The organism is Megasphaera sp. DJF_B143 (assembly GCF_900320625.1).
Classification (GTDB): Bacteria; Bacillota; Negativicutes; order Veillonellales; family Megasphaeraceae; genus Megasphaera; species Megasphaera hexanoica.
The window spans coordinates 1-12,515 of sequence record NZ_ONTA01000075.1 but is presented as its reverse complement, the minus strand read 5'-3'; the positions used below and the strand labels follow the sequence as shown (position 1 = coordinate 12,515).

At 49.3% G+C, this 12,515-nt stretch carries 12 protein-coding genes; 2 read left to right on the top strand and 10 right to left on the bottom strand.

Annotated features, from left to right (window positions below; genetic code table 11):
- Together DBO31_RS02230 and DBO31_RS02225 are read right to left on the bottom strand one after the other, a co-directional pair.
- The coding region (locus DBO31_RS02230; RefSeq protein WP_150824334.1) for a S9 family peptidase at positions 1–474 on the bottom strand (474 nt) is incomplete at its 3' end.
- A 22-nt stretch (positions 475–496) separates the two neighbouring features.
- Positions 497–1,843 carry a branched-chain amino acid transport system II carrier protein gene (locus DBO31_RS02225; protein WP_075581818.1) on the bottom strand — a complete coding sequence of 449 codons (1,347 nt, stop codon included), beginning with the start codon at positions 1,841–1,843 and terminating at the stop codon, positions 497–499.
- Positions 1,844–2,119: 276 nt separating this feature from the next.
- Here DBO31_RS02225 and DBO31_RS02220 point away from each other — a divergent pair, with 276 nt between their 5' ends.
- Both DBO31_RS02220 and DBO31_RS02215 read left to right on the top strand, forming a co-directional pair.
- A complete protein-coding gene (locus DBO31_RS02220) occupies positions 2,120–3,043 on the top strand; it encodes a LysR family transcriptional regulator (protein WP_059077099.1) in 924 nt (307 codons plus the stop codon).
- Between the two features lie 39 nt (positions 3,044–3,082).
- Entirely contained in the window at positions 3,083–3,868 is a 786-nt protein-coding gene (locus DBO31_RS02215) for a hypothetical protein (protein WP_150824333.1), read from the top strand.
- A 156-nt stretch (positions 3,869–4,024) separates the two neighbouring features.
- Here DBO31_RS02215 and DBO31_RS02210 read toward each other — a convergent pair whose 3' ends face one another.
- The 8 genes from DBO31_RS02210 to metG form a co-directional block, all read right to left on the bottom strand.
- A complete protein-coding gene (locus tag DBO31_RS02210) occupies positions 4,025–5,254 on the bottom strand; it encodes a peptidoglycan-binding protein (protein ID WP_234995357.1) in 1,230 nt (409 codons plus the stop codon).
- A gap of 260 nt (positions 5,255–5,514) precedes the next feature.
- A complete protein-coding gene (locus tag DBO31_RS02205; RefSeq protein WP_059077102.1) occupies positions 5,515–6,525 on the bottom strand; it encodes a GGGtGRT protein in 1,011 nt (336 codons plus the stop codon).
- Between the two features lie 13 nt (positions 6,526–6,538).
- On the bottom strand, positions 6,539–7,231 hold the full coding sequence (locus tag DBO31_RS02200) for an iron-sulfur cluster assembly scaffold protein (RefSeq protein WP_059077103.1): 693 nt from the start codon (positions 7,229–7,231) through the stop codon (positions 6,539–6,541).
- 14 nt (positions 7,232–7,245) lie between these two features.
- Positions 7,246–8,121, bottom strand: a complete 876-nt coding sequence (locus tag DBO31_RS02195; protein ID WP_150824332.1) for a LysR family transcriptional regulator — start codon at positions 8,119–8,121, stop codon at positions 7,246–7,248.
- A 210-nt stretch (positions 8,122–8,331) separates the two neighbouring features.
- On the bottom strand, positions 8,332–9,480 hold the full coding sequence (gene dgoD / locus DBO31_RS02190) for a galactonate dehydratase (RefSeq protein WP_075581815.1): 1,149 nt from the start codon (positions 9,478–9,480) through the stop codon (positions 8,332–8,334).
- A gap of 221 nt (positions 9,481–9,701) precedes the next feature.
- Positions 9,702–9,980 (bottom strand): TIGR04076 family protein, encoded by a 279-nt coding sequence (locus tag DBO31_RS02185; RefSeq protein ID WP_150824331.1) that lies wholly within the window; start codon positions 9,978–9,980, stop codon positions 9,702–9,704.
- 43 nt (positions 9,981–10,023) lie between these two features.
- Positions 10,024–10,800 carry a TatD family hydrolase gene (locus DBO31_RS02180; RefSeq protein WP_150824330.1) on the bottom strand — a complete coding sequence of 259 codons (777 nt, stop codon included), beginning with the start codon at positions 10,798–10,800 and terminating at the stop codon, positions 10,024–10,026.
- A partial coding sequence (gene metG, locus DBO31_RS02175) for a methionine--tRNA ligase (protein ID WP_150824329.1) occupies positions 10,800–12,515 on the bottom strand: 1,716 nt, incomplete at its 5' end. The genes metG and DBO31_RS02180, both read right to left, overlap by 1 nt.

The window sequence follows — 12,515 nt, the reverse complement described above, 5'->3', positions numbered from 1 at the left end:
GTCATACGGTGACATGACGGCCGTCCCTTTCAGCCAGGGAAGGCGCCGTGTGACATTAATGGAGACAAAACCGCCCATACTGTGACCAATGAAGAAGATGTTGTTTTTATCGATGTGGTATTGAGCTGCGTTTTTTTCGTCATGAGCCCATTCGGCCACGCAAACGGCATCGTCGATAGCACCAGAAAAGGTATAATTCCCCTGACTCCCCCAGTTGCCACGGTAAGAAAAACTGATGACTACCAGGCCGGTACGGCGCAGGTTCTGGGCAATGTCAAAAGTTGAGGCAAAACCGGGAAAGCCATGGCAGATAATGACACAGGGATAGGTCTGGTCCCTGGCTCCACCGGGAATCAGAGCCGTGCCATATACCTGGCAGCCATGACTGGAAAAAGTCAGCGATTCCAGTGATGCCGGCCGTTCCTGAGGACAACAAAGAGGGTCTTTTTCTATATTTTCAATCTGTAACGCCATATCAATCGCTCCTTCGTCCGTTTTACTGATTTTTCGAAATCATAGGATAGGGATCGCCGCCTTTGGATTTTACAATGACGGTGCCAACGATGAAACCAATAACAGCCGGCAGAACCCAGGCAAAGCCTTCCGCTGCAAAGGGAATGTGATTATACAGCTGGATGAGTGAGTCGAGGGGAAGATTGGTAATACCACTCTTATTGAGCTGCATCAGCCCTTCAAACAAACCGATAATGGTTGCCATGGCGATGGTCCCTTTCCAGGCACCATGATTGGGAACGTATTTGCAGAAGACGCCAAGAAGCATAAGGGCGATAGAAACGGGATAAATAGCAATAAAAATCCAGAATGTATAACGGATGATCCCCTGTACGCCAATGCAGGCTTCAGCAAGGCCGAAGAGGCACACAAATACCATCATGTATTTGAAAGGAATCTTACCATCTGATAAGTCAACGGTCAGATTGGCAATAGTCGAACCGACGCCGATGGTCGTCGTCAGGCAGGCCAGGAAAATACCAATGCCGAGCACAACATTACCGGTAGCACCGGTCAGCGCATGGACGAGGCCATTGAGAAGAGCTGTCTGATCCATTTTGCCATCAAACATACTGGATCCGGTAGCACCGAGGTACAACAGGCCGCCATAAACGATGAGAAGTCCCAGGAAGGCGACAACGGCAGCTTTCAGTGTCATTTTATGCCGTGCTGACGGGTCGGTATATCCTTTGGCTTTGATGGAAGCGACGAACATGCCCGCAATGGCAATGCCGACAGCAACGTCACCAGTCTGATAGCCCTGCAGGAAAGAATAGGAGAATACGTTATCTACCTGCGGCGCAATCGGTGTTCCCAGCGGTTCGAAAACAGCCAGGGCAATCATGACGACCAGGCAGATGAGCAGGAACGGTGTCAGATATTTTCCGACGATATCGACGATTTTGGATGGACGGAAGGTAAGCGCCAGGACGATGACAAAATATCCTGCCAGAAGAGCAATACGGACGGCATCATTTCCCTGCAGTCCCGGCAATACGCTGAGCAGGCCGCTTTCAATGCCAACGCCTGCCTGCCGGGGCACGCCACAGGTGAGGATAAAGATAATCCACATGACCATGTAGCTTTTCGTAAACCATTTGGCTACAGGTGCACAAATAGCCTGGACGTTACCGCCCATATTATCGACAGCAATAATCGTAGCAATAGGAAATAAAATAGCTGAAATAGCAAGGCCGATAATAGCGATTTCCCAGGAACTCCCTGACATGAGCCCGATAAGAGGCGGAAATACCAGATTGCCCGCACCGAAGAATACGGCAAACATGGCAAAGCCAATAATCAGGGCATTTGCGTTTGCATTTTTTGACATAGGTAACATCTCCTTAAAATAGGTGAATGTATATCTACAATATACATTTGTCTTTCATTATATCTCGTTATGAGACATATGACAATACACCACTTCCATGTCTTATAGATTAAAATATTATTAAAATTTCAGCTTATAGATAAAAAGACCCCTCTGCCTTACACACATGATGAAAAATAAATAAACTTGACATATCAGTAACATTCCATTTGTGCATGGTTCTATTATGCTAAGAAATATGGTAATATAGTGTCATAAGAGAGGTGACGTAAGGCTATGGATCTATTTCAATTAACCTACTTTGTCGAAGTAGCCCAGAAAAAAAGTTTTACCAAAGCTTCAAAATCACTGCATATCAGCCAGCCTTCCATCAGTAAAGGCATTAAGGCACTGGAAGACCATTGGAATGTCAAGTTGTTTAACCGGAACGGCAAACGCGTCGAACTGACGGAAACGGGCGCCTGGCTGTTACCGCGTATTGAGTCGCTCATAAAAGATTTTTCCCAATTGAACGAACAGATGGAATCGCCCCAGCTCCTCAATTCCGGACAGCTGACGGTCGGGATCCCCCCCATGATCGGCTCTTCTTTCATCACATCCTTTATCCGGCATTTCATCTCCGATTATCCCCAAATTGAATTAGAACTGCTGGAAGTCGGCTCCAATGACATTATTTCATCGATTGACGAAGGACTTATCCAGGTCGGGTTTGTTGCGCTACCCGTGGCAACGGAAATGACCTACGATTTCTTTATCTTCAACGAAGAGCACCTGGAAGTTGTCCTCTGGCCGGAACATCCCCTTGCCAAAAATAAAGTCATTACCCTGGAAGAGATAAAAGACGAACCGCTGGTATATTATCCCAAATCATTCTCTCTCAATCCGTTCATCAAGACATTTTATCAGAAAATCATGGCCCATCCCCGGATTGTCTGCCAGAGCAGCAACTGGGATTTCCAGGCCGAAATCGTACGCACCCAGCTGGGCATTGCACTCCTGCCTCACACGATCTGTCAGCGTCTGGATGACGAAAAACTCGTCCATATTCCCCTCGTAGAGCCACAGATTCCCTGGACACTGGCCATGGTATGGAAAAGCAAGGGCTTCCTGCCTCATCCAGCTCGTACATGGGTACAATCATTCAAAAATTTTTACAGCGATTCTCACAAAGCAGCAGAAAAAAATGCATCTGCCCAATAACGTTCCGGACAGATACATCACCACAAAGGACCGATAGAAATGGATACATCCGATTTGACAGAAAATGATTTCAAGCAGATTTTTTTCCAGCAGCCAGTTTCTGGAACCTTCCGTGTACTTGCCGTTTCCTGCAGCGGCCTGAACTATCTGCAGGCATTGAAGCGTACCTTCGCCGATAGCCAGCTGGACCAGCCATGCCGGCAGAAAGCCGCTCATGACTGGCTCACGCTGGAACCCCGTCTGTACCGGTACACCTGCCAGAACACACCGCTAAGCATTTACGATGCCGGATATAAAGAAGAAATGAAAGCGTATATCCGTCTCCGCACCATCTGGCTCGATGCTGCAGACTGCACGTTCATGCGCCATCGTCACGTCATGTTGATGGACCTGCTGCGCCTGTGTCATAACGATATCTGTCAGTGCCTGCCCATAAGGGATATCATGGCCGATGAACTGGAAAAACAATTATTCCATGAGTATCTTCTGTATGACATGGGGCTGGAAAACACCCGTTTCGTCGGCAGGGAAGCCGTATCGAACGGATATCATGAATGCGACTTCACACTGGAAATCGAAGATATTATGAAAGAACCTCACCAGGCCATTCCCCGGACACGGTTCCGTTACCTGAAGCGCAGCCTGTCGGAAAGCCGCATGGCCCGATGCTGTGCCCAATGGCTGTATGAACACCGCCAGAATCTGCGGCGGAATCACTGGATTGTCGATGAAACAGCCATTGAAAAATCCTATGACAGTGGTGATAATCCTGAAATAACCGATGCTATACTGCATGAACTGGAACAGGTCTACTGCAATATATAAAGAAAATAGGATTGTGGTACACTTTCGTTAAAGAAGTGGTTTTTCCCACGATAAACAAACAGAGGCTGCACTAAAATGATTGCTAAAGACATTTTAGTGCAGCCTCTGTTTAATTGGCAACTCGCCCCATGGTGATATTTCCTGCAAACCTTATTTTTACATAACCCGTTTTGCCCCTACATAGCGGCTGGACCAATAGCGGCTGTCCAGGCTGTCAATACTGACCCCGGAATTGGAGGCGTTGATAAACTGGTTATTTCCGATATAAATCCCTACATGGGAAACACCGGGCAGATAAGTCGTGAAAAATACAAGGTCCCCCGGCTGCAAATACGAACGGGATACATCGTACCCAACGTTGTATTGTTCGTCAGCCATGCGGGGCAGATCGATTCCTACGGCCGAATAGACATACCGGGTAAAACCGGAGCAGTCAAATCCGGACGGATCATTTCCGCCAAACACATAGGGTACGCCAATATACTGGTTGGCAATGCCCATAAGGCGCTGAGCCCTATCTGCCACCATAGTAGATCCGCCATATCCCCCGTTACCAAAGCGGCGCAGCGGACCGGAAGGAAGGAATTTCCCAGTCAGTTCATAAAACGTAGCCTGGCCAGCTACGCCATCTACTTCCAATCCATGACTGGCCTGGAAATTGCGGACGGCATTTTCCGTTCCGACGCCAAACACGCCGTCTACATCGACATCATATCCATTATTGGCCAGCGCCTGCTGCAGTAACACAATAGCGTTGGACGCTGTTGCCGGCTCTAAAGAGGCAGCAGGCTTATTATCTGCCGGTGCTGCTGGAGCCGTATCAGTCCGGAACCGGTCTGCCATGGAAAAGGTTGTCTGTCCGTCAGGCATAGGCTGGCCCATCAGTGCTTCGTAAGTAGCCGGGCCAATGACACCGTCGGCATTCAGACCATTACTGCTTTGAAAAGACCGGACAGCCGCATCGGTTCCTTTGCCGAATACGCCATCCACATCAACACTGTAGCCCCGATCAGCCAGCGCCTGCTGGATATCCTGCAGCTGGGAAGGCTGCACCGGTGCTGCTTCTGGGTCCGGTGCGTCTTTCTGCACAAAATGACTGCTCATATTATCCGGCATAGCCGATCCCATCAGGGCTGCATAGGTCGCTGCGCCGAGAATGCCATCAGCCGTCAGGCCATGATCCCGTTGAAACTCCCGGATTGCCTCCGTCGTTCCAGTCCCGTAGTCCCCATCAACGGTCAGTGAATAGCCGTCAGCGGCCAGTTGCTGTTGTACTGCCAGAACCTGGCTGCCCCTGTCGCCAGGATGGAACGTGGCTCCGGCAAAAGATGTAGAAACGAAAATCATGCAGCAGGCAAGACCTGCAATTTTTTTTATGTCTGCCATTGTATCCCCTTTCTGGTATTTCTGCCAATCATCTGCAGCTCGTATTTCCAGCTCTTAAGACGTACTGCTAATCTTTATGGCGTATGAAACAAGCTATCCGCCAAGGCCTGCTCGTTGGATAGCTTGAATTTGTGCATTAATTATAAATCCGCTATATATTATAGCATAATATGAGACTATGTGTCAAAAACAGGACTACTAACGAAGTGTACCTGACTTCGTCGGTAGTCCTGTTCATTTGAGTCATCATTTACGATAAATCAGAATTTTCCTGCTTTGGCAGCACCTTCTACGGCGACAGCTACGGCTACGGATGCGCCAACCATGGGGTTGTTGCCCATGCCGAGGAAGCCCATCATTTCTACGTGAGCCGGTACGGACGAAGAGCCAGCGAACTGGGCATCGCTGTGCATACGGCCCATCGTATCGGTCATGCCGTAAGAAGCAGGGCCGGCAGCCATATTATCCGGATGGAGTGTACGGCCTGTACCGCCGCCAGATGCAACGGAAAAGTATTTCTTGCCCATTTCGATGCATTCTTTCTTATACGTACCTGCAACGGGATGCTGGAAGCGGGTCGGGTTCGTCGAGTTCCCCGTGATAGAAACATCAACGCCTTCATGATGCATGATAGCCACGCCTTCACGTACGTCATCGGCACCGAAGCAGCGGACAGCAGAACGTTCGCCTTTGGAATAGGAAATTTCCCGGACAATGTGCAGTTCTCCCGTTTTATAGTCAAACTGGGTCTGTACATAAGTAAATCCGTTGATACGGGAAATAATCTGGGCCGCGTCTTTACCCAGGCCGTTCAGGATAACGCGAAGTGGCACTTTGCGCGCTTTATTGGCATTGCGGACAATACCGATAGCTCCTTCAGCGGCGGCAAAAGATTCATGGCCAGCCAGGAAGCAGAAGCACTGTGTGCTGTCCTGAAGCAGCATAGATGCCAGATTACCATGGCCCCGCCCTACTTTGCGGTCTTCGGCGACGGATCCGGGAATGCAGAAAGCCTGCAGGCCGATGCCGATGGCTTTAGCCGCATCAACAGCCGTACGGCAATTCTTCCTGATGGCAATGGCCGCCCCTACGGTATATGCCCAGCCGGCATTTTCAAAGGCGATGGGCTGGATTTCCTTGACGGTCTGATACGGATCAATGCCGGCATTCTGGCAGATATCACGGCATTCTTCTACGCTTTTAATGCCGTATTCTTTCAGCACGCCGAGGATTTTATCTATTCTTCTGTCATAACTTTCGAATAATTCCATCTGTAGGTTCCTCCTATTGCTGTCTCGGATCAATATACGAAGCGGCTTCTTCAAAACGGCCATAATGACCTTTAGCATCTTCCATGGCTTTAGCTGGTTCTACGCCCTTTTTAATGGCGTCCATCATTTTGCCAAGGTGGATAAATTCGTATCCGATAACCTGATTTTCTTCATCCAGGGCCATACGGGTGACATATCCTTCGGTCATTTCCAGATAACGTGTCCCTTTTGCTTTTGTGCCAAACATAGTCCCGGTCTGGCTGCGCATACCTTTTCCCAGATCATCCAGGCTGGCGCCGATAGGCAATCCGCCTTCAGAAAAAGCCGTCTGGCTGCGGCCATACACGATCTGGAGGAACAACTGGCGCATGGCAACGTTGATAGCATCGCAGACCAGATCCGTATTGAGCGCTTCCAAAAGAGTCTTTCCCGGCAGTATTTCCGATGCCATGGCGGCAGAATGGGTCATACCGGAACAGCCAATCGTTTCTACGAGAGCTTCTTCAATGATACCGTCTTTGACATTGAGGGTCAGCTTGCAGGCTCCCTGCTGGGGAGCGCACCAGCCTACACCATGAGTAAGACCGCTGATATCCTTAATTTCTTTGACCTGTACCCATTCGCCTTCTTCGGGAATCGGGGCCGGTCCATGATATGCACCTTTAGTAACGGGGCACATATTCTTGACTTCTGTTGAATATATCATGTTATTCATCCTTTCTAATCTTTCAGTGCTTCAAACATGCCGCGGAACGTATTGCCATACATACTTCCCTTACGCCATAAGAACGTAAAGGAATGTTCGGCTGTAAAATTGCGGATATGAATCTTACGAAGCGTACCTGCGGCTAATTCATCACGCACCGATTTTTCATAGGAAAACGAGAATCCCGCATTGCAGTGTACCAACGCCTTGATGGTCTGAGGACTGCCAATTTCCGCCCGGTATGGAAAATCTTCCAGTGACAGGCTGTATTCGGCCAGAGTCCGTTTCAAAAGATCCCGTGAGCCGGATCCCCGTTCACGGACGCAAAGGCGTTTTAGCAAGAGATCGGTCAGCTCTACTTCATTGGGAACATCGAATTCCGGACCGCATACAGCAATGAGCGGTTCTTTGGAAAACAACATAGTTTCGTATTGTTTCTGTTCAAAAAATCCTTCGACGATGGCAAAGTCGATTTTACCATCATTAATTTCCTGCAATAACTGTTCCGTATCAGCGATTTCCAACCGCAAAAGGACTTCCTGATTTTCCCTCAGATACTGTGCCAGCTTGTCTACAATCATAAACTCGCCTATTGTATGGGTCGCACCAAAGGAAACGATTTTCGTACTGCGTCTGAGTTCCTGCAGTTTTTCCTTCAGGATGAGATCATCATGCCGGATAGTGGCTGCTGCATCCAGAAGGATATGTCCGGCCTGTGTCAGAATGAGGTGCTTGCCCGTATAATCGAATAATTTGGCATGGTACTCATTTTCCAGGTAGCGGATGTGCTGTGAGACAGCCGGCTGTGTGATATGCAGCTCTGCTGCAGCCTTGGTATAGTTCATATGGCGGCAGACACACAAAAACGTATGAATACGAAAATCTAGCATGAGGCGGCTCCTCTCTCAATTAGAAATATAATACGTATCAATAATTTAAGCGTAATCCTCATGAACATTCTACGGTATTTCTGAAATTTAATCAAGGTGTAATACGGTGGAAACAGCTGTACTATGCACGGTTATACTATTTTTCTACTTGTTAACAATATATATCGGTCCATCTTTGGTTCAGGATACACCATTCTCATTTTACGTGTACTACCATTCCAATACGGTACCCGTCTCATCGCGCCATACGGGATTCTTCCAATGATGTCCCACGGCTGCAGCAGCCCGTACCTTTGCTTCGTCTATTTCGATTCCCAGCCCTGGTTTTGTCAGAAGATTGACATATCCCTGATGATAGATAAATACGGACGGGTCTTTCAGATAATCAAGCAGGTCAGATCCCTGATTATAATGGATTCCCAGGCTTTGTTCCTGAATGACCGCATTATATGTGCAGAAATCAATCTGCAGTGCCACCGCAAGGGCAATCGGACCCAGCGGGCAGTGAGGAGCCAGTGCTACATCGTAGGCTTCTGCCATAGCCGCAATCTTCTTCGTTTCCAGGATTCCCCCGCAATGGCAGGGATCGGGCTGGATATAATCGACACCGCCCCGGGCCAGCATCTGCTTGAATCCCCAGCGGGTATAATTCCGTTCCCCTGTAGCAATGGGCGTAGAGAACTGCTGCCGCAGCATGGGGAAAATTTCTTCATTTTCACAAAGAACCGGTTCTTCGACGAAAAGGAGACGGTACGGTTCCAGTTCTTTCATGAGCGTAAAAGCCAGCGGTTTATGGACACGGCCATGGAAATCGACGGCAATATCCATATCATACCCGAATGCTTCCCGGATAGATGCCACACGGGCTACGGCTTCATCAATCTGTCGGTTGTTCTGGATCCAGCCTACCTTGGGAACACCGTTCATCTTAACAGCCCGGTATCCCTGTTCGTATTTTTCTTTTGCCGCCTGCAGCACTTCGTCGGGCTGATCGCCGCCAATCCAACAGTACACTTTCATTTTATCGTGGCATACGCCGCCCAGGAGCTCGTATACGGGCACGCCCAGAGCTTTGCCCTTAATATCCCACAACGCTTGTTCAATACCAGAAATGGCACTCATCAGGACGGGACCGCCTCGATAAAAGCCAGCGCGGTACAATACATTCCACAAGTCTTCAATCCGCCCTGCCTCTTTGCCGATAAGGTACTCTTCCAATTCCGTAACAGCAGCCGCTACCGTATCAGCTCGTCCTTCAATAACAGGTTCCCCCCATCCTGATAGCCCTGTGTCAGTCGTAATCTTTAAAAAGAGCCAGCGGGGTGGTACCTTAAATAATTCTATCGATTGAATTTTCATGTTTACGCCTCCTCACACCTATGGCAGATGACTCATAAGATTATCTTATACATTTCCAATTATATCAATTGCCTTGTCCAACCGCAACATCCCGGTGCCAGGTGGGCCTGAAGCGGTCCCTCTGGACGATGTATCGGCGATTCATGGCAGACAAATCCTGCCCTGGAACAAAAAAGCGGGCACACGAAACAGGGTTGTTTCGTATGCCCGCCTATCCGGACTTATTCCTCTTCTTTTATGACTTCTGCTTTAAATACCATGGCCACATCCGCATCGGAACAACAAAATTCTGCCGTTCCTTCCGGCTGTCCCGGCAATGTGCCACCGTAGCGCAGGATATCAATATAGGGAAAGGCGCAGTGAAGTGCCATAGGGCAAATCTTGCCCCGTTCGGTATCATAATCAAACACTTCACCGACATGATGACCACGGTGGCAGCCCATTTTCCCTAACTTTCCCGTAATGGTCAGCCGTATGTCCGGCCGTTTTCCTCGTGCCATACTACTCTCCTTTTCTGAGCGGACTAATGGTGTCCAATGAGATTCAGACATTTTCTGCTATTCCGAATACTTGTAACCCATTAGCCATAGTCTGACTGGTGACGTATTCTACATCGAGGCCGCGCAGCCGGGCTATTTCTTCTGCCACATACCTCACATAGGCCGGCTCATTGCGCCTGCCCCGGTACGGCGGCGGTGTCAGGTAGGGACTATCCGTTTCGATGAGAATGCGTTCCATCGGGATCCGGGAGGCCACCTGTTTTGCCCGCTTGGAATTAGGAAATACGACTGTACCGGTAAAGCCAAAATAAAACCCCATGCGGATCAGTTCTGTCGTCATTTCCAGGCTCCCGGAATAACAATGGAAGACGCCGCGCAAGCCCTTTCCATACTGACGGAGGATTTCCATCGTATCGCCGTGGGCCTCCCGGTCATGAATGTCGATAGGAAGGTCCAAATCGCGGGCCAGACCTATCATCTCAATGAAGATTTCTTTTTGCGTGTCCCGTGCCGGCGTATCGTAATGATAATCGAGACCCACTTCGCCGATGGCCACGACAGACGGTTCCTGTTCCGCCATACGGCGGATTGCTTCTATATCACCAGGCTGTACGCGGCCTGCTTCCTGCGGATGGATTCCTACCGCAGCATATATCCCGTCATAGTGCCGTGCCAGTTCTACGCAGGCTTCAGAAGACTGCCGGTCCGTCGCCGGGCAGAGCATCCTTCCGATACCGGCAGCACGGGCACGCTCCAGCACGGCCGGGCGGTCCGCATCATACGCTGCATCGTAAAGATGACAGTGTGTATCAAACAACATCAGCGGACGCGGCTTCCCGGTGCCATGCCATCGACAAAGACGACCTGCAGATGATCGTTGCCATCCGATGCTGCCAGCAGCATCCCTTTCGATTCTACACCGCACAGCTTAACCGGTTTCAGATTCGTCACGACAATAACGTTATGACCAATCAGGTCTTCCGGCTTATAATACAGAGAAATACCACTGACAATCTGACGGGTTTCTGTACCCAGATCAACCTGGATTTTGAGAAGTTTTTTGGCTTTCGGTACTTTTTCACAGACTACAATTTTGCCGACGCGGAGATCATTTTTGCCGAAATCATCAATGTTGATTTCATCTTTGAACGGTTCTTTTGCTGCAGGGCAGGCAGCGGCCGCTTTCTTTTCTTCTTCCGCTTCAGCAATTTCTTCTTTCGGATCATACCGTGGGAACAAAGGCGCTCCTTTGCAAACTTTCGTACCTGCCGGATACAGGCCCCATGTCTGTCCATCTGCCAAAATTGCCTGGGAGAAATCACCCAGCCCCAGCTGTTTCCATATTTCAGCAGCCGCCGACGGGATGACCGGGCTTACCAGCATGGCAATGATACGCTGTACTTCCAGGAGATTGTACAGAACAGTCTGGAGGCGTTCTTTTTTAGCCGGGTCTTTGGCGAGAATCCACGGTGTCGTTTCATCGATATATTTATTGCTGCGATGGATCAGAGCCCATGTATCGTTAAGGGCGTCATTAATCTTCATGTCATCCATCTGCTGTTCGTATTTTTTAGCAGTTTCAACGGCCATCTGGGACAATTCGCTGCCCACCGGTTCTGCAGCCGAAGGACCGGCTGCCACTCCGTTTTCATACTGTTCAACCATAGCCAGCGTACGATGGAGAAGATTGCCCAGGTCATTGGCCAGATCGGCATTGATCCGGTCGATAAAGGTCGGCAGAGAGAAGTTGCCATCCTGGCCGAGACGGATTTCACGCATCAGATAATACCGGAGTGAATCGGCGCCATAGCGTTTAATCAGTGGAATCGGATCGACGACATTGCCCAGGGATTTACTCATCTTCGTCCCATCGACAATCAGCCAGCCGTGACCGAATACTTTTTTAGGCAGTGGCAGACCGGCACTCATCAGCATAATGGGCCATATAATTGAATGGAACCGTACAATTTCCTTACCGACCAGATGAAGATCTGCCGGCCACCATTTTTTGAAGCGTTCTTCATCAAATACATAGCCGGCCGAAGTCAGGTAGTTAGCCAGGGCATCATACCAGACATATACGACATGTTTCGGGTCCCAGGGTACGGGAATCCCCCAGTTAAAGGACGTACGGGATACGCACAAATCTTCCAGACCGCTTTTGACAAAGGCAATCATTTCGTTGCGGCGGGCTTCCGGCTGAATGAAATCAGGATTTTCATCGATGAATTTCAGCCAGCGGTCCGTATAATTGCTCATCTTGAGGAAATAAGCTTCTTCCGAAACGAGTTCCAGCGGGCGGCCGCAATCCGGGCAAATGTGTTTACCTTCGGGCAGTTTGTTTTCCGGCCAGAACGATTCACAGGGAGTGCAGTACCAGCCTTTGTATTCTCCTTTATAAATATCTCCCTTGTCATAAGATTTCTGCATCAGGGCCTGCGTCACTTTGACATGATCGGCATCAGTCGTACGGATAAAGCGGTCATGGGAAATGTTCAGTTCCTTCCAGAGTTCTTTGAAAAGAGCCACGATGCC